Origin of the sequence: Paraburkholderia graminis (genome assembly GCF_003330785.1) — a bacterium.
GTDB classification, from domain to species: Bacteria; Pseudomonadota; Gammaproteobacteria; order Burkholderiales; family Burkholderiaceae; genus Paraburkholderia; species Paraburkholderia graminis.
In genome coordinates this window covers 2,678,178-2,695,294 of record NZ_CP024935.1, presented here as the reverse complement: position 1 = coordinate 2,695,294, position 17,117 = coordinate 2,678,178, and the positions used below count along the sequence as shown (strand labels likewise).

The 17,117-nt window shown below is 62.8% G+C and carries 15 protein-coding genes; 4 read left to right on the top strand and 11 right to left on the bottom strand.

Features of this window, described 5'->3' with window-relative positions; genetic code table 11:
- Positions 1-47: 47 nt before the first annotated feature.
- Both CUJ91_RS30250 and CUJ91_RS30245 read right to left on the bottom strand, forming a co-directional pair.
- Positions 48-311, bottom strand: a complete 264-nt coding sequence (locus CUJ91_RS30250) for a hypothetical protein (protein ID WP_006047489.1) — start codon at positions 309-311, stop codon at positions 48-50.
- Between the two features lie 221 nt (positions 312-532).
- Entirely contained in the window at positions 533-1,444 is a 912-nt protein-coding gene (locus CUJ91_RS30245) for a DMT family transporter (protein ID WP_114158107.1), read from the bottom strand.
- 170 nt (positions 1,445-1,614) lie between these two features.
- Here CUJ91_RS30245 and CUJ91_RS30240 point away from each other — a divergent pair, with 170 nt between their 5' ends.
- Positions 1,615-2,535 (top strand): helix-turn-helix domain-containing protein, encoded by a 921-nt coding sequence (locus CUJ91_RS30240; protein ID WP_006047487.1) that lies wholly within the window; start codon positions 1,615-1,617, stop codon positions 2,533-2,535.
- Between the two features lie 34 nt (positions 2,536-2,569).
- Here CUJ91_RS30240 and CUJ91_RS30235 read toward each other — a convergent pair whose 3' ends face one another.
- The 4 genes from CUJ91_RS30235 to CUJ91_RS30220 all read right to left on the bottom strand — a co-directional run bounded on the left by CUJ91_RS30235 (position 2,570) and on the right by CUJ91_RS30220 (position 9,117).
- Positions 2,570-5,590, bottom strand: coding sequence for an FAD-binding and (Fe-S)-binding domain-containing protein (locus CUJ91_RS30235; RefSeq protein ID WP_114157875.1), 3,021 nt, complete (start codon positions 5,588-5,590; stop codon positions 2,570-2,572).
- A 58-nt stretch (positions 5,591-5,648) separates the two neighbouring features.
- A complete protein-coding gene (locus tag CUJ91_RS30230) occupies positions 5,649-6,434 on the bottom strand; it encodes a 2-keto-4-pentenoate hydratase (protein WP_006047485.1) in 786 nt (261 codons plus the stop codon).
- A 3-nt stretch (positions 6,435-6,437) separates the two neighbouring features.
- Complete coding sequence (locus CUJ91_RS30225; RefSeq protein ID WP_107710689.1) at positions 6,438-7,724, bottom strand: MFS transporter; 1,287 nt, start codon at positions 7,722-7,724, stop codon at positions 6,438-6,440.
- Positions 7,725-7,896: 172 nt separating this feature from the next.
- Positions 7,897-9,117, bottom strand: a complete 1,221-nt coding sequence (locus CUJ91_RS30220; protein ID WP_114157874.1) for a pyridoxal-phosphate-dependent aminotransferase family protein — start codon at positions 9,115-9,117, stop codon at positions 7,897-7,899.
- Between the two features lie 162 nt (positions 9,118-9,279).
- On the opposite strand from CUJ91_RS30220, the gene CUJ91_RS30215 reads away from it, so the two are divergent.
- Positions 9,280-10,008 carry a GntR family transcriptional regulator gene (locus tag CUJ91_RS30215; protein WP_114157873.1) on the top strand — a complete coding sequence of 243 codons (729 nt, stop codon included), beginning with the start codon at positions 9,280-9,282 and terminating at the stop codon, positions 10,006-10,008.
- 328 nt (positions 10,009-10,336) lie between these two features.
- On the opposite strand, the gene CUJ91_RS30210 is transcribed toward CUJ91_RS30215, so the two are convergent.
- Positions 10,337-10,795 carry a hypothetical protein gene (locus CUJ91_RS30210; RefSeq protein WP_114157872.1) on the bottom strand — a complete coding sequence of 153 codons (459 nt, stop codon included), beginning with the start codon at positions 10,793-10,795 and terminating at the stop codon, positions 10,337-10,339.
- A gap of 113 nt (positions 10,796-10,908) precedes the next feature.
- On the opposite strand from CUJ91_RS30210, the gene CUJ91_RS30205 reads away from it, so the two are divergent.
- Positions 10,909-11,148 (top strand): hypothetical protein, encoded by a 240-nt coding sequence (locus CUJ91_RS30205; protein WP_114157871.1) that lies wholly within the window; start codon positions 10,909-10,911, stop codon positions 11,146-11,148.
- A gap of 105 nt (positions 11,149-11,253) precedes the next feature.
- Here CUJ91_RS30205 and CUJ91_RS30200 read toward each other — a convergent pair whose 3' ends face one another.
- The 4 genes from CUJ91_RS30200 to CUJ91_RS30185 form a co-directional block, all read right to left on the bottom strand.
- Positions 11,254-12,585, bottom strand: a complete 1,332-nt coding sequence (locus CUJ91_RS30200) for an MFS transporter (protein ID WP_114157870.1) — start codon at positions 12,583-12,585, stop codon at positions 11,254-11,256.
- A gap of 60 nt (positions 12,586-12,645) precedes the next feature.
- A complete protein-coding gene (locus CUJ91_RS30195; protein WP_244231044.1) occupies positions 12,646-13,635 on the bottom strand; it encodes a hydroxymethylglutaryl-CoA lyase in 990 nt (329 codons plus the stop codon).
- A complete protein-coding gene (locus CUJ91_RS30190; protein WP_053859756.1) occupies positions 13,632-14,825 on the bottom strand; it encodes a CaiB/BaiF CoA transferase family protein in 1,194 nt (397 codons plus the stop codon). The genes CUJ91_RS30195 and CUJ91_RS30190 overlap by 4 nt, the downstream gene beginning before the upstream one ends.
- A 119-nt stretch (positions 14,826-14,944) precedes the next feature.
- A complete protein-coding gene (locus CUJ91_RS30185; protein WP_053859757.1) occupies positions 14,945-15,883 on the bottom strand; it encodes a LysR family transcriptional regulator in 939 nt (312 codons plus the stop codon).
- A gap of 228 nt (positions 15,884-16,111) precedes the next feature.
- Between CUJ91_RS30185 and CUJ91_RS30180 the strand changes: the two genes are divergently transcribed.
- A complete protein-coding gene (locus tag CUJ91_RS30180) occupies positions 16,112-17,074 on the top strand; it encodes a GlxA family transcriptional regulator (RefSeq protein WP_114157869.1) in 963 nt (320 codons plus the stop codon).
- Positions 17,075-17,117: the final 43 nt, after the last annotated feature.

Here is a 17,117-nt window from a genome sequence, read left to right as displayed (position 1 = left end):
ACCGGCCGCAATCCTCAAGGGTCAAGCGGCGAGCCGCGAGAGTCCGCTCAGTGCTCGAGCTTCGCGCGCAGTTCGCGGGCGGCTTCGAGCAAGCCTTCGTAACCGGAACGCGCATGCTCGGGCAAGTCGGGATCGCCGACGAACGTGCCTAGCGTTTCGATCAGGCTGTACAGAATGCCCTTCGCGGCACCCGACGCAATGCTGCCGGATGACACCTGCTGATTCACGTGACTGAGCGCCGCGTCGAGGTTGTCGAGATCGGGCCGGTCGCCGGTGGGCGGCTTGGGCGTGGGCGTTACGTCTTGCGTCATGATGATGCATCTCCCCGTTGAAGCTTCGGTAAACGAGCGATCCTTTCACGTTTGTTATATACCGATCGCGCGTTGCCGTCTATTCGTGATCCGCGCGACGAGCCCGAAGCGATTCGCCGCACGGGCCCGCGCGCTGAGGTTCGCAGCGCTCCCGAAATAGCTCACCGATGGCCTTGATGAACGCGGCGTCCGTGCGTCGTCGTCTCTATGTCGTTATGTCCTTACGCCTTCATGTTCGTGCAATGGCCGCGTCGCCCGAAGATGCGCCGGGTCATGTCGAAGGCGACGAGGTTGCCGGCCACCACGAGCAGCAATCCGACCACGGCCAACGCGGACCACTGGTAGCCTTCGAATACCGTCGACACCGCGAGCGCCACGATCGGAAAGAGCACCGTCGAATAGGCCGCGCGCTCCGGGCCGATGCGCCCCACCAGCATCAGATACGCGGTAAAGCCAATCACCGAGCCGAAAATCGCGAGATACGCGAGCGCGCCGACGTAACGCGCGGAGGGCTCGATCGCGAACGGGAAACCGGCCACGACGCTGCCCACTGTCAGCATGCTCGCGCCGATCAGCATGGCCCAGCTATTCGTGGCGAATGGATGCAAGCCCATCGATTGCATGCGGCTCGACAGCAGATTGCCCGCCGAAAAACACAAGGTGCCGAGAAACGCGATGCCAAGCCCGAGCCACGCCGCGTGATCGCCGAGATGCCCGCTCATCTGCTGGACGAACAGACACACGATGCCGACGAGGCCGAGCATTGCGCCCGCAATCGCCGAAGGCTGCAACGGGCGCCCCATGAAAAGCCGTCCGTTGATCGAATTGAGAAGCGGCGCCGTCGAGAATACGACGGCGACGAGCCCGCTCGGCACCACCTGTTCGGCGTAGTAAAAGCACAGAAAGTTGACGCAGAAGAGCGCGAGCCCCTGCGCGAACAGAAAGCGCCATGCGGCGCGCGGCGGCCACATCGGCCGGCGCATGATGCGCAACAGCGCGAACAGCACCAACGCCGCGATCCAGAAGCGCCACGCGATCGACACCGGCGGCGGCACCGAGCCCAGTTGCCACTTGATCGCGATCCACGTGGTGCCCCAGATCAGGACGGTAATGGCATAAAGAAAGAGATTCATGGTCAAGCCTGCAAGCAGCGGATACGGGAGTTCGACTATGCGTCGGCGCGGCTCGCGGCACTTGTCCAGGATTGCGCATTTTTTGGCGCGCGTCGCCGGGGCGTGTGTCGTCATGCGCGGCGGGTCGTATACTTGCACTATTCCTCGCAAGAAAGACACCCGCCCATTCCGTGAACACGAGCCCGCCCGTCCCCGTGATCGACGCCACTGAAACGCCGTTCGGCATTCAGTCGGTATGTCACACGCTCGGCACCTCGAATGCGAATTTGGACCGCTTCGCGTGGCTCGGCGACGGTCTCGCGATTGCCGTCTGGACGCGCGACACCGAAGTCGCGGAAACCGTCTACGAGCGCCCAGGCCATCACACGCTGTCGTGCTATCTGGACGGCGGCTATCGCACGGAGCGTCAGAAAATGCCGGGGCGTTATGGTGCGCCGTCCCGGCTGTGCGCATTGCCCGGCGATCATGAATCGCGCTGGTGGGTGCGCGGCCATATGCACTTCATGCACCTGTATTTTCTGCCCGAGCATTTCACGCAGCGCGCCGTGCAGGAACTCGACCGCGAACCGCGCGAGCTGACGCTTGCCGATCGCACGTATTTCGAAGATGCGCGCATTGCCGGGTTATGTCAGTCGCTCGCCAACGAGCATTGGGACGATGCCGACGGCTTGCTGCGCACCAACGAAACCGCGCATGAAGTGCTGAGTCTGCTGCTGCAGGCGCAAGGCGTGCGGCGCAGCGGCGTCGCGCTGAAGGGCGGCTTGTCGGTCGGGACGCGGCGGCGTCTGCGCGATTACATCGAGAGCCATCTCGCCGAGCCGCTCACGCTCGGCGAACTCGCGAGTGTCGCCGCATTGTCGGAGTTTCACTTGGCGCGGATGTTCCGCACGTCCTTCGGATTGCCGCCCGCTGCATGGATCGCGCAGCAGCGGCTCGAGCGCGCCCGGACGCTGCTGCGCACCACCGCGCTGCCGCTCGCGCAAGTCGCCGGACTATGCGGCTATGCGAACGCGAGCCACCTGAGCCATCGTTTCCGCGAAGGCGTCGGTGTGTCGCCGGGCGCGTACCGGCAGGCTATGTCGGCGGTCTGATAGCAGCGGGCTCCAGCGCAGCGCGCGCGTCATGTCATTGCAGCGCCATCGCCAGCACGCGCGCGACGTGGATCGCCTCGACGCCCGCGCCGTCATGAATCTGATGACGGCAGCTCGTGCCGTCGGCGACCATGATCGTGCCGGCGTCCATTTTGCGCACTGCCGGCAGTAGCGACAACTCGGCCATCGCCTGCGAAGTCGCGTAGTGCTCCGCTTCGTAGCCGAAGCTGCCGGCCATTCCGCAGCACGACGATTCCACCGTCGATACCGTCAGTTCAGGAATCCATTTCAACACGGTTTGCACGGGCGTAAAGGCGTCGAATGCCTTCTGATGGCAATGGCCATGCACGAGCGCCTGCTGCGTCGCCAAAGGCTTCAGCGCAAGCTGCAAGCGCCCGGCCTGTTGCTCGTGCACGAGGAATTCTTCGAGGAGAAACGCCTGTTTCGCGAGCCGCTTCGCTTCGTCGCCGAAACCGTAGTGCAGGAATTCGTCGCGCAACGACAGCAGGCACGAAGGCTCGAGTCCGACAATCGGCACGCCGCGCTCCACGTAGGGCTTGAACAGATCAAGCATGCGCCGCGCTTCGTGCTTCGCTTCATCGACAAGTCCTGCGGCCAGGAACGTGCGCCCGCAGCAGACCGGCCGCTCGCCTTGCCGCGTGTTGAAATGCACCGTGTAGCCCGCGGCTTCCAACACCTTCTGCGCGGCCCGCGCGTTGTCGGGCTCCATGTTGTTATTGAACGTATCGACGAACAGCAGCACTTCGTTCAACGCCGCGCCGCGCGCGTTCACAGTCGGCTTCGCGCTCGACAGAAACGGTTTTGCGAAACGCGGCAAGCTCCGTTCGCTTGCAAAGCCGACCGAACGCTTGAACCACGTCGACAGCAGCGGCACGTTGTCGGCAAATGCGATGAGGCCCGGCACGCGGCTCGCCGTTGCCGCGTAACGCGGCATGAAGGCAACCAGCTTGTCGCGCAGCGTCAGTCCGTGCCGCTTCACGCGCGCCGCGCGCGCCTCGATCTTGAACTTCGCCATATCGACGCCGGTCGGGCAATCGCGCTTGCAGCCCTTGCACGATACGCAGAGATCGAGCGTGTCCTTGACGTCGTCGCTGGCAAGGCCGGCTTCGCCGAGTTGTCCCGAGATCGCGAGGCGCAACGTGTTCGCGCGTCCGCGCGTGACATGCTGCTCGTCTTTCGTCACGCGATAACTCGGGCACATGGTGCCCGCGTCGAACTTGCGGCAGTGGCCGTTGTTGTTGCACATTTCGACGGCCCTCGCGAGACCGCCCGACAGATCGTTGCCGCTGCCCGGCGCGCTCTCGCGGCCCGTCAGCGGATCGCGTTCCACATTCCACGCGGACCAGTCGAGCGCGGTGTCGATGCGCCGTTCGCGATAGCCTGGCGCGAAGCGGAAGTAGCGCGCGTCGTCCATTTTCGGCGGACGCACCATCTTGTCGGGATTGAAGCGGTTGTCCGGATCGAACAGCGTTTTGATCTCGCTGAACGCCTCGTTCAGTTTCGGGCCGTATTGCCACGCGACCCATTCACCGCGGCACAGGCCATCGCCGTGTTCGCCCGAATAGGCGCCCTTGTATTCGCGCACCAGCGCCGCGGCTTCCTCGGCGATCGCACGCATTTTGACGGCGCCGTCGCGGCGCATGTCGAGAATCGGCCGCACATGCAGCGTGCCGACGCTTGCGTGCGCGTACCAGGTGCCTTCCGTGCCATGCCGATGAAAAACTTCCGTCAGCTTGCTCGTGTATTCGGCGAGATGTTCGAGCGGCACGGCGCAGTCTTCGATAAAGGACACGGGTTTGCCGTCGCCCTTCATGCTCATCATGATGTTGAGCCCGGCCTTGCGCACTTCCCACAGCGCCTTTTGCGCATTCATGTCCGGCATTTCGACGACAGAGCCAGGCAAGCCGAGATCGGCCATCAATTCGGTGAGCTGCCTGAGCGACTCGAGTTGCGCGTCGCGCGATTCGCCGGCGAACTCGACTAGCAACACCGCTTGCGGTTCGCCGACCAGCGCCTTCGCGACCACCGGACGAAACGCGGGGTTGCTCATCGCGAGATCGATCATCGTGCGATCGACCAGTTCAACCGCGACCGGCTTCAGCTTGACGATGTGCTGCGTGAAATCCATCGCCTGCCAGAAGGTCGGAAAGTTGACCACGCCGAGCGTCTTGTGCGCGGGCAGCGGCGCGAGCTTCAACGTCAACTGACGGCTGAACGCGAGCGTGCCCTCGGAACCGACCAGCAGATGCGCGAGGTTGGCGACGCCGTCGTCGGTATAAGCGCGCGGGTTCTGACAATCGAACAGGTCGATGTTGTAGCCGGCCACGCGGCGCAACACTTTCGGCACGCGCGCCGCGATTTCGTCGCGCTCGCGCTCCGCGATCCGCTTCACGCCTTCGAGTATCTGCTGCAAGCGTGCGCCTTGCGGCACTTGTCGCAACGATGCGAAACGCGCTTCGCTGCCGTCGGCGAGAATCGCGTCGATGGCCTCGACGTTGTGCACCATGTTGCCGTATTCGATCGAACGCGAGCCGCACGAATTGTTGCCCGCCATGCCGCCGATCGTGCATTGCGCTGCCGTCGATACATCCACGGGAAACCACAAGCCATGCGGCTTGAGCCACGCGTTCAGATGATCGAGCACGACGCCTGGCTCGACGGTAACCGTGCGTGCGTCCGCATCGAAATCGACGATGTTATTGAGCCACTTGCTCGTGTCGATCACGAGCGCTTCGCCGACAGTCTGTCCGCATTGGCTCGTGCCGGCGCCGCGCGCGAGCAGCGGCACTTTTTCACTGCGCGCGATGTCCAGCGCGATGCGCAAATCGTCCTGATCTCGCGGCACCACGACACCGACCGGCATGATCTGGTAGATGGACGCATCGGTCGCATAACGGCCGCGGCTCGCCGCATCGAACAGCACGTCGCCGCGCAACGCTTTGCGCAGATGCTGCGCGAGCGGACTCGTCAGACGCGCGGCGGACGGCACAAGATGAATCGGCTTGACCAGCAAAGCGGAAGTGGGATTCGTCATAACGTCGATGGTTGTTGCATTGCGTGCATTGCGTGCGTCGCGTGCGTCGCGCGAAGGTTCAGTACAGCGTGACGCTCACGGACGGCAGTCCTTCAATGCGTCCGTGCGCGAGGCCCGCGCTTCGCGGGAAGAACATGCCGGTGTATGAACCCGTGGTGACGACCATGTCCGGCGTCACCGCAATGCCGCGCGATGTCGCGTGATTGACGAGCCACGTGAGCAAGCGGCGCGGATCGCCGGCCGGGTTGGCGGGCGTCAGTTCGACGACATCGCGTCCGTTGAAATCGAAGCGCAGCGCAGGCGAGGCAAACGGAAAATCGTCGTGATACGGCATGAATTCGCCGACGATCAGCGCGCCGTGGTTCTGCAAGTCCGCGAGTTGCGCGAGCTTGTCGATGTCGGGCCACGCGGCGAAACGGCTCGCGACAATTTCAATCGTCGCGCCGAACGAACCGATTGCCGCGTGCACGTCGGCCTCGCTATAAGGCGTTGCCGAAGGCTCGAAGCGGCGGCCGAAGCGAAAGGCGATTTCGAGTTCCAGGCCCAAGGGCGCAAAGGCCGCGCGCGGCAATGTGGAGCCGTCGGAATGCAAGTCGATGCGCGGCAGAGGCGCGCCCTGGATCGGGCCCGTTGGCGACTTGGCGCCGATCTTCCAGCCGCCGATGCGCGCGCCGCCGATTGCCAGAATCTCATGCTGGATCGCATAGGCCGCGTCGGCGTCGGCGGGCGTGAGGTTGGGCTGCGGCTTGCCGAGCGTCGCATGATCGCGGCGGGCATCGGCAAGCAGGCGGCTGAGGGGCGAGGCGCCCGGCTTCATTGCGTCGGCGTGAGGGGACTTGAGCATCGCTCACACGCCCATGCTGGTGGAAACCTGCCCCTTGTCCGCGGCATTGCCTGCGAACTTGCTTTCCGGCTGCATGCGGAACGCGAGCACGACACCGAGCGCCATCAACAGCATGCTGCCGACGAACGGCAATTCCCAACTGCCGAAATAGTCGATCAGGAAGCCGCCTACCACCGGCGAGATGATCGCCGCGAGCGCCGAGCCCGTGTTCATCATGCCGCTCGCGGTGCCCGAGGCGTCCGGCGCGATGTCCATCGGAATCGCCCACATCGGTCCAATCGTCATTTCGGCGAAGAAGAAGCCCGACGCGAGACACGCCATCGACAGATACAGGTGGTGCGTGAACATCAGCGGAATCAGCGACAGCAGGCAGAAGAACATGCACACCGACACCATCCAGCTACGCGCGCGCTTGAGGCTCCCCGTGCGCGTATAGATGAAGTCGGTCACGATGCCGCCGAGCGTGTCGCCGACCACACCCGCGAGAAACACGGCCGAAGCGAAGATCGCCGACTTCTTCAATTCCAGGTGATAGCTGTGCAGGAAATATTGCGGGATCCAGCTCAGGAACAGCCACAGTGTCCAGCCGTAGCAGAAGTAGACGATCGTGACCGGCGCCATGCGGCGAAACAGCTTGCCCCAGGGCACGCCCGCCGACTTTGCTTTCGGCGCGGGCAGCACTTCGAGTTCTTCCTTCGTGATACGCGGATGGTCTTTCGGATGCTCGGTGAACGTCAAAGCCCACACGACGACCCACAACAGACTGAACGCGCCGCAGATATAGAACGATTCGCGCCATCCCCAGTTCGCCATCACGAGTACGACGATGCCGGGCGCGACCGCATTGCCGACGCGCGACGCCGCATGCGTGATGCCCTGCGCGAAACCGCGTTTTTCTTTCGCGACCCAGCGCGCCATCGCGGACGTCGCCGCAGGAAAGGTCGCGCCTTCACCGAAACCGAGCAGCACGCGCGCCGCCAGCAGCGAGATCAGGCCACCGGCAAAACCGGTCAGCAAGGTCGCGATGCCCCACACCGCGCCGCACGCGAGCAGCGTGCGTCGAGCGCCGAAACGGTCGCTGACCCATCCGCCGATGATCTGGAAAAGCAGATACGGATACGCGAAAGCCGAGAACACCAGGCCGACTTCCGTATGCGAAAGATGGAATTCCTTGCCGAAGCCCGCCGCCGCCGTACTGACGTTGACGCGGTCCAGGTAAGTGATGAAGTACATGATGCAGAGCATCAATAGAACGATACTGGTCGCACTGGTCACACGAAACCGCTTCATCGTCTCTCTCCATTTGCATGTATCGACGGCGTTCCTGAGATGGCGCGCTTCGTCGTCGCGAGACGGCACGCGCCGCCTCGCCATCGCATTGTTCGGGGCCGCGTTCTGTGCGCGGCTTCATGACGGAACTGACTTCGTTGATGCCTGCTTGTTGTTATTGATGCGGCCTCGCTTACGCTGCCGCCCTCAAACCCGAGGCTTGCGTCGGCTCGCTCAACCAGTCCATCGCGGCCGGCAAGCCGCTTTCGTCGAGCGGCACGCCGGCGAGCCGCATGCCCATTTCGCAGCCGGCCAACGTGGCGAGCAACATCAGATCGTTGCAATCGCCCAGATGGCCGATGCGGAACATGCGGCCTTTCATCTTGCCGAGGCCCGTGCCGAGCGACATGTCGAACCGTTCGTAGATGAGCTTGCGCACCGCGTCGGCGTCGATACCCTCGGGCATCATCACGCCGGTCAGCACCGGGCTATACACGGAAGGATCGGCGCACTGAATCTCAAGCCCCCACGCACGCACCGCGCGACGCGTCGCCTCGGCAAGACGCTCGTGACGCGCAAAGACGTTGTCGAGCCCTTCGCCGAGAATCATGTCGATTGCCTCGTGAAGGCCGTAGAGCAGATTCGTATTCGGTGTGTATGGCCAGTAGCCGGTCTTGTTCATCTCGACGATGTCGCTCCAGTCCCAGAAGCTGCGCGGCAGTTTTGCGTGCTTGCTGGCGGCCAGAGCCTTCGGCGAAATCGCGTTGAAGCTGATGCCCGGCGGCAGCATCAAGCCCTTCTGCGAGCCTGACACCGTCACGTCGACGCCCCACTCATCGTGGCGATAATCGGCGCAGGCGAGGCCCGAAATCGTGTCGACGAGCAACAGCGCGGGATGGCCAGCGGCGTCGATTGCGCGGCGCACGGCAGCAATGTCCGACGTGACACCAGTCGACGTTTCGTTGTGCACGACGCACACTGCCTTGATCGAATGCTGCGTGTCGGCGCGCAGCCGTTCTTCGATCAGGTTCGGTTGAACGCCGCGCCGCCATCCTTCGATACCCGGAAGGCCGAGAAACTCAGGCTTCAGGCCGAGACTCTCCGCCATCTTTTTCCAGAGCGTCGCGAAATGCCCGGTCTCGTACATCAGCACGTGATCGCCGGGACTCAGTGTGTTCGAGAGCGCCGCTTCCCATGCGCCGGTGCCGGACGCCGGATAAATCACGACCGGATGCTGCGTCTTGAAGATCTTCTTGATTCCGTCGAGCACCTTCAAACCCAGTTCGCCGAATTCCGGCCCGCGATGGTCGATGGTGGGATAGCTCATCGCCCGGAGGATGCGATCCGGCACGGGACTCGGCCCAGGGATCTGCAGGAAGTGACGGCCAGCGGGGTGGAAATCTAACTTCAGCATTACGCTCCTCCGATTGAATTTTGCATGCAAAAAACTATATCAGACGAAGTTGCGCGAGCGAAAGGCGAAAATTGCGTGCGGGCACAGGTGTTTACCCGCGCTGTATCGTTGTCGGCGGTGATCCGATAAAATTGCGGCAGAGAGGCATCTGAGGACGTTTGTATGCAAAATTCTGAAATTGAAGCAGGTTCGGCGGGTTCGGCAGTGTTGCCGAAAGTGGAGCGTCAGCGTTTGCACGACACGGTGGTCGAGCACATTCGCCGGTTTATCGTCGAAGGCGTATTGGAGCCGGGCAAGAAGTTGAACGAGCGCGAGTTGTGCGAAACGCTCGGCATTTCACGCACGCCGTTGCGCGAGGCGCTCAAGGTATTGGCCGCTGAAGGGCTGATCGAGATTTCGCCGAATCGCGGCGCGTCGGTGTCGAAGATGTCGGAAGCCGAACTGCGCGAGACCTTCGAACTGATGAGCGGTCTCGAGGCTTTCTCGGGCGAACTCGCGGCCGAGCGAATGACGGCGGCCGAGCTCGCCGAAATCAAGGCATTGCATTACGCAATGCTCGCTTGTCGCGCGCAGAACGATCTGGCCGGGTACTACAGCCGCAATCAGGCGATTCACGACAAGATCAACGAGGCCGCGCGCAATTCGGCGCTGCGCCAGACGTATGTGTCGGTGAACCGGCGTTTGCAGGCGCTGCGCTTTCGCTCGAATTTTCAGATTCCGAAGTGGGATCGCGCGATTCATGATCACGATGAAATGCTGAAGGCGCTCGAGGCGCGCGACGGCAAGAGGCTCAGCGCGATTCTTCGGCAGCATCTGCTTGATAAGCGCGATGCGGTGTTGCAGGTTCAGTCGCGGGAAGAGGCGGCGGGGGGAGCGGGGTTATCCACGTAAATTGTTCATAGGGCTGTGGACAACGTTCTTATAGTCGGCGCAAGTGGTTGATGCGATGGCTGAATTTGCAGGCGGGTGATGTATGGGCAGGGAGGGTGGGTTTGAGTACTCTGCCCTTGGTACGCTTTCATCGCGGCCTGCGCGGAAAAATGCATTCCTCGCTGTCGTTCGAACATTTGTTCACCTACGTTTCCCCACAGGCCCGCTGCGGTGCAGGGAAACGGCCATTCTCCCAATCGCTGTCTCGAATAGCCTATGGATGACATCTGCCATTCCGCGCCGGAAGGTGGCAAAACCCCAGGCGCAACGCAGTGGCAGCGATGCAACTTCATGGCCTCACCAGTTTGTACACCGTCGCTGACTTCCGCCAACGGGAGAGCGCCCATGCATTCATCGCCAAACCCGCGAGAAGGCAAACGACGGTTCCGACCGTATTGGCGCCTCCACTGAGGACTTCACCCAACCACTTAATTGAAAAAGCGGCTGAGATAACGGCAATAACGACAAACGAACCCAAAGACTTTGCGGGCGAATTGACGCCGCAGATCTGCCCAGTCGAGTGATCCAGCCAGCCGACCAGTGTCTGCCAGTTATCCGGGTCGCGCAGTACCGCAGTCACTACCATGCCGCTTTCAAGCCTCGGCTTGCCGTCCATCTTCACGGAGTACTGACGTCTTCCAGCGATCGTTACGTTAAACATTGTGGCGACCGTGCCGCCACTCTTGTCTTTCTCAAAAACAACGCCTCCTATGTCGTCAAGGGTTACTGTAATGGCGCGGTAGGTCATGGGCAAATGGTGCGGTGATTGATTCGAGAAGTTCTACGGGCTCATTGTGCCAACTCGAGCGTATCGTTCTCGATTTTTTATCAACTGCGCAAGCATGAAGGAGCAGGACCTCTATGATTCAAGATCAAGCGATCGCGCAGCAAGTAAGCGACCGACTATTGCAAGTGAACGGCGCGCTAGACGAAGCAGTCGTCTTCGTTCAGGACAACTGTTCTGCTATCGAGATTCAGGAGTTCAAACGGGCTATGGGCGAGATCATGTACAAGGTGTTCGAAGAAGCCCTCATCCCCATCTACAAGAAGCATCCGATTCTTGTCCCCGAAGGACTGCGCGTGAGTGGCATCACTGATTGAGACACCGCAGGGCAAAGCAGGGCGCGGGACGCCGCGCCCCAACTGCCCAGACGCGCACCAAAGTGCGCGTCTCCCCACATAGAAACGCACTACACCTCAAACGCCCTACCGCACCCCATCCCTGGCCCGAAGCGACTCCGGCAACCCCCGCAACACAATCAACGCACAAATCACGCTCATCGTCCCGATCACATACAAAGCCGGCGTCGTACTCCCAGTCAGATCCCTGACGCGTCCCACCATGATCGGACTCACGATCCCGCCAAGCTGTCCGAGCGTGTTGATCAACGCGATGCCGCCCGCCGCGCCCGCCCCCGTCACCAGCTTCGGCGGCAATGCCCAGAATGCCGGGATCGACGCCACCACGCCCCCGCCCATCACCGCAAGCGCGACGATCAGGAAGCCCGTCTGTTTGTCGAAGAAACCGGCCGCAAAGAATCCGATCGCCGACATCACCAGCAAACCGAACACGAACTTGCGACGCTCGCCGCTTGCATCGGACAAGCGCCCCACAACCACCATGCAGATCGCGCCGCACACATAAGGCACGGCTGTCAGCAAACCGATCAGCGTCGGATTATGCGTACCTGCCACGCGGATCAAATGCGGCGCCCAGAAATTCAATCCATACGACGCCACCTGAATCAGAAAATAGACGAGCCCCAGCGTGAGAAATCCCGGCGTCTTTATCGCGCCGATGAACGAATGCCCAGTCTCAGGATGACGGCTCTGCTGCGCAATCTGCTCAGACAGGAATGACTTCTCCGCGGGCGACAGCCAGTTTGCATCGTCGATGCGATCTTTCAGCAGCTTCAGCACAAGATAACCAAGCAGCACGCACGGCAGGCCGCCGAGCAGGAACAGCCAGTGCCATCCCGGCATGCCAAGCAGGCCGTTCATATGGCCGATGACAAGCCCCGCCAGCGGCGCGCCGACCAGCCCCGAAAACGCCGACGCGAGAAACAGCATCGACGTAATGCGTCCGCGATAGCTCGGCGGAAACCATAGCGTGAGGTAGTAGAGCACGCCCGGCGCGAAGCCGGCTTCCATCGCGCCGATCAGAAAGCGCAGGCCGTAAAACTGCCATTCGGTGTTGACGAACACCATCGCCGCGGTCGCGAGTCCCCACGAAATCATGATGCGCGCAATCCAGCGCCGCGCACCGACCTTGTAGAGGAACAGATTGCTCGGCACCTCGAACAACACATAGCCGATCACGAACAAACTCGCGCCGAGACCATATGCGGTGTCCGACAAGCCGAGATCGCTTTGCAACTGAAACTTCGCGAAGCTGATGTTGATGCGGTCGAAGAACGCAAACAGATAGCAGATCATGATGAGCGGCATCAGCCGCCATGCCACTTTGCGGATGATGGCCGCCGCGCCGTCCGCGCTCTGTTCACGGCCGCCGGTTGCGATTGCGCCGAGGTCACTCATGATTCGTCTCCAATGCCGGATTCGGCTGTACCGTCCGGTCGTTTAGTGGATCAGGGAAAGTCAGATTTGCAGCACGTAGTCCGGCACGGGATGCAGGTCACGATTGCGCCCCGCCTTCGCCACTTGCCCGGGCACGTCGTGGCCCAGCAAAGCCGGCAACGCTCGCGACAGCGCAAGCAGTTTCTCGAGGTCGATTCCCGTGGGAATACCCATTTCGTCGCACAGATTCACGAGGTCCTCAGTGCAGATGTTGCCCGACGCACCGGGCGCAAACGGGCATCCGCCGAGACCGCCCAACGCGGCGTCGAAGCGCCGCGCGCCGGCTTCGTAGGCGGCCAGTACATTGGCGAGCCCAAGTCCGCGTGTATTGTGAAAATGCAGCGTGAGCGCCGACGACGGCACGCGTTGCAGCACTCGCTCGACAATCCGCGCCACCTGGCGCGGATTCGCCATGCCGGTCGTATCGGCGAGCGTGATGCCCTCAATGCCCATCTCGCGGTACGTATCGACAATGCTGACCACGCGGTCCTCGTCGATCGTGCCTTCGAACGGACAGCCGAACGCCGTCGCGACGGACGCATTCAACAGCACGCCCGCGCCCTTCACGTGACGCACGATGTCGCCAAACGCCGCGAGCGACGACTCGCAGCTCATGCGCATGTTGGCGCGGTTGTGCGTCTGACTCGCGGACATCACGAGATTCAGTTCGTCCGCCTTCGCGGCGAGCGCGCGCTCGGCGCCCTTGAGATTCGGCACGAGCGCGACGTAGATCACGCCCGCGCGCCGCTCGATCTGCTGGAACACGGCCTCGCCGTCGCGCAACGCAGGAATGGCTTTCGGCGAGACAAACGAGCCGGCCTCGATGCGCGTGAAGCCCGCCGTCGAGAGCGCGTTGATCAATTGGATTTTGTCGGCGGTGTCGACCCACGTCGGTTCGATCTGCAAGCCGTCGCGCGGCGCGACTTCCTGCACGATGAGCTTGTCGGCGACTTGTGAGTTCAATTCGCGGTTCGTTGCACCGTTCGTTGCATGTGTCGTTGCATGTGTCATTGCACGGCTCCTTCGCGGCGCAGCCGCTCGACCTCTTCACTCGCGAAGCCGAGTTCGCTCAGCACGCTTCCCGTATGTTCACCGAGCGCGGGGCCTTGCCAGCGCACTTCGCCTGGCGTCTCCGACAGCTTCGGCACGATGCCCGGCATCTTCACCGAGGCGCCGCCCGGCAGTTGCGCCTGCAACAACATGTCGCGCGCCTGGTAGTGCGGATCGGCGACGATGTCCGCGACGGAATAGATGCGCCCCGCCGGCACTTCAGCGCGTTCGAGCGCGGCCAGCACGTCGTTGGTGGAATGATGCGAGGTCCATGCGGCGATCGCTTCGTCGAGCATCGCGCAGTGTTTGGCGCGGCCGTCGTTGTGCGCGAGCGCGGGATCGTCGGCGAGATCGGCGCGGCCGATCACCTGCATGAGGCGCCGGAAAATCGGATCGCTGTTGCCGGCGATCACGACATAGCCGTCGTCTTCGGTGGGATAGGTGTTGGACGGCGCGATGCCAGGCAGCGCCCCGCCGCTTCGCTCGCGAACGTGGCCGAGCAGATCGTATTCGGGGACGAGACTTTCCATCAGATTGAAAACGCTTTCGACGAGCGACACGTCGACCACTTGCCCGTCGCCCTGCCCTGTCTTCACGCGCAGCAGCGACATCAACGCGCCGATCACGCCATGCAGCGACGCAAGCGAATCGCCGAGACTCACGCCGACGCGCGCCGGCGCGCCGTCCACCTCGCCCGTCGTGTAGCGAATGCCACCCATCGCTTCGCCGATGGCGCCGAACCCCGGACGGTCACGATATGGACCCGACTGGCCGTAACCGGAGATACGCACCATCGTCAGTTTGGGGTTGATCGCGTGCAGCACGTCCCAGCCGATGCCGAGCTTTTCGAGCGCACCAGGACGCAGGTTTTCGATGACGACATCGGCCTCGGCCGCGAGCCGCTTCACGATCTCGACGCCCTCCGGCGACTTCAGATTCACGCACACCGACTTCTTGTTGCGCGACTGCAGATACCACCAGAGCGACGTGCCTTCGTGCAGCTTGCGCCATTTGCGCAGCGGGTCGCCGGTTTGCGGCGCTTCGATCTTGACGACGTCCGCGCCGAACTCGGCCATCAGGCGCGCGGCAAACGGCGCGGCGATCAGCGTTCCGATTTCAACGACGCGGATACCTTGAAGGGGTCCACCCATGTGCTGTCTCCGAAGTGGTTTTCTGTTGGGAGACAGCTTGCAGGCGTGCGGCGGCGGCGTCCAACCGCAATTCGCCAACGACCGTTCGCGAACGACGAACGCTCAAGCGCGGCGCAGATTCATGCCGCCGGCGTTTGCGTGGCTTCGGAGGCTTCTATCGAACGCAAATGATCGAACAGCAAACGGCTCACGGGCGAGAGCGCATCGACATCGCGCACGACCAGCACGAGGCTGCGCTCCGACCAGTCGTCTTCGAGCGGCGCGCCGACGAGCCCGAGCGGCCGTCCCATGAGTTCATAGACCTTGCGCGGCAACACGCCGACGCCCATTCCCGCCTGCACCATCCGGCAAACGGCGTCGAAGCCCGGCACATGGATGCGCAAGCGCAACGGCTTGCCGGCGACGCGCGCGGCGATATGCGTTCGCGCATTGATCGAACTCGCGGCGTGCAGGCCGACGTGATCGCCGTCGAGCGTTTCGGCAAACGCCACGCTCGTGCGCGCGGCGAGCGGATGATCGCCGCGCATCACGAGCACCAGCGAATCGCGGCGATAGTGCTCGACGTGCAGCTCGCGCGTGTCGGCATCGGCGGAACAGATGCCGAGATCGGCGAGGCTATCGTCCACCGCTTCGACGACGCCGCCGCTCGGCCGCTCTTCGAGGTCGAGCTTCACGCGCTCATGCAGCAACTGGAACGCGCGCAAATCTTCAGGCAAAAATTCGACGATGGCAGACAGGTTCGCCATCATCCGCACATAGCCGCGTACGCCGCTTGCATGGCCAGCCAGTTCGATGCCGATGTTTTCGATGTCGCGCATCACGCGCCGCGCATGATGCAGCAGCGTTTCGCCGGCCGGCGTTAGCGTCATGCCGCGCGCGTTGCGCTGAAAGAGCGTCGCGCCCACGGCCTGTTCCAGTTCGAGCAGCCGCTTGCTCGCAGCGGAAACGGCAATGGCCTCGCGCTCCGCGGCACGCGTGAGCGTGCCTTCCTCGTAGACGGCGAGAAACAGTTGAAGCGTGGTCAGGTCGAGCTTGCGGAGAAGGTTTTTAATCACCATGGCGCGGCGCCGGAAGTTCGGTCAGTGGCTAATCATCCCATATGCGGCGCGTGAATCATTGCTTGCGCGACGACTATGCGAGGCTGTTTGGCCTCGCCGTGCAGCGTCAAAGCGCGTTTGGTATGCTGGGCCACCGCGTTTTCCCCAACAATCGCGCGAGGCCGTAGAACGCTGCCAATCGCACCGCGTTCACTGCCGCGGTTTGCTTATCGTGAAAGGAATCATTCGATGCCCACCGTCGCGATCGCGATCTTTGCTGGCGTGCAGGCGCTCGACGTCGCCGGTCCCGTCGACGTCTTCTCAGAAGCGAACCGCTTCATCGCGCCGGACGCGCGCTACGAAGTCACGCTTCTGAGCGCGCAACAAGCACCGCTGCGCGCGTCCAACGGCATGACGCTGATCGCCGACGCCGTCTTCGCGCGCGCTCGCAAACCGTTCGACCTCGCGTTAGTCGCGGGCGGCCCCGCGCTCCCCGAAGGCGCTCCGCCCGAGGCGTCCTTGCTCGACTGGTTGACCAACATCGCGCCGCAATGCGGCCGTTACGGCTCCATCTGCACGGGCGCTTTCGCGCTCGGCCATGCCGGTCTGCTCGACGCGCGCAACGTCACGACGCATTGGCAGCACGCGGCCCAACTCGCCGCGCAGTTTCCGAAAGCGCGCGTCGACTACGACCGCATTTATCTGCGCGACGGGCAACTGGTCACTTCCGCGGGCGTGACTGCGGGTATCGATCTGTCGCTCGCGCTCGTCGCCGAAGATCACGGTGCGCATATCGCGCTCGCGGTGGCAAAGCGGCTCGTCGTGTTCGCACAGCGCCAGGGCGGACAGTCGCAATTCAGTCCGTATCTCACGGCGCCCGTCGACGAAACATCGCCGGTTGCAAAAGTCCAGGCGCATGTGATGGAGCGCATTCACGAGAGCTTTACAGTCAAGCAACTCGCCGATGTCGCCGGCATGAGCGCGCGCAATTTCGCGCGCGTGTTCGTGCAGGAAACCGGCGTGACGCCGCATGAATTCGTCGAGCGCGCGCGTGTCGATGCCGCGCGCAAGCTGCTGGAAAGCAGCGGCGCCGCGCTGAAAGCGATTGCCTACGATTGCGGTTTCGGCACCGCGGATCGCATGAGGATCGTCTTCGTGAAGAGAATCGGCGTCACGCCGATGCAATACCGCGAGCGCTTTCGCGCGGCCTGAAAGCGCGCGAGCGGCGCCGCTGCGCGTGCGAAACATGCGTGAG

Excerpts from the sequence above, each read along its gene's own strand:
- CUJ91_RS30180 (WP_114157869.1), top strand. The coding sequence starts at position 16,112 with ATGCCCACCGTCGCGATCGCGATCTTTGCTGGCGTGCAGGCGCTCGAC.
- CUJ91_RS30225 (WP_107710689.1), bottom strand. The coding sequence starts at position 7,724 with ATGAAGCGGTTTCGTGTGACCAGTGCGACCAGTATCGTTCTATTGATG.
- CUJ91_RS30190 (WP_053859756.1), bottom strand. The coding sequence starts at position 14,825 with ATGGGTGGACCCCTTCAAGGTATCCGCGTCGTTGAAATCGGAACGCTG.
- CUJ91_RS30245 (WP_114158107.1), bottom strand. The coding sequence starts at position 1,444 with ATGAATCTCTTTCTTTATGCCATTACCGTCCTGATCTGGGGCACCACG.
- CUJ91_RS30235 (WP_114157875.1), bottom strand. The coding sequence starts at position 5,590 with ATGACGAATCCCACTTCCGCTTTGCTGGTCAAGCCGATTCATCTTGTG.
- CUJ91_RS30200 (WP_114157870.1), bottom strand. The coding sequence starts at position 12,585 with ATGAGTGACCTCGGCGCAATCGCAACCGGCGGCCGTGAACAGAGCGCG.
- CUJ91_RS30250 (WP_006047489.1), bottom strand. The coding sequence starts at position 311 with ATGACGCAAGACGTAACGCCCACGCCCAAGCCGCCCACCGGCGACCGG.
- CUJ91_RS30185 (WP_053859757.1), bottom strand. The coding sequence starts at position 15,883 with ATGGTGATTAAAAACCTTCTCCGCAAGCTCGACCTGACCACGCTTCAA.
- CUJ91_RS30215 (WP_114157873.1), top strand. The coding sequence starts at position 9,280 with ATGCAAAATTCTGAAATTGAAGCAGGTTCGGCGGGTTCGGCAGTGTTG.
- CUJ91_RS30210 (WP_114157872.1), bottom strand. The coding sequence starts at position 10,795 with ATGACCTACCGCGCCATTACAGTAACCCTTGACGACATAGGAGGCGTT.
- CUJ91_RS30220 (WP_114157874.1), bottom strand. The coding sequence starts at position 9,117 with ATGCTGAAGTTAGATTTCCACCCCGCTGGCCGTCACTTCCTGCAGATC.
- CUJ91_RS30205 (WP_114157871.1), top strand. The coding sequence starts at position 10,909 with ATGATTCAAGATCAAGCGATCGCGCAGCAAGTAAGCGACCGACTATTG.
- CUJ91_RS30195 (WP_244231044.1), bottom strand. The coding sequence starts at position 13,635 with ATGACACATGCAACGACACATGCAACGAACGGTGCAACGAACCGCGAA.
- CUJ91_RS30230 (WP_006047485.1), bottom strand. The coding sequence starts at position 6,434 with ATGCTCAAGTCCCCTCACGCCGACGCAATGAAGCCGGGCGCCTCGCCC.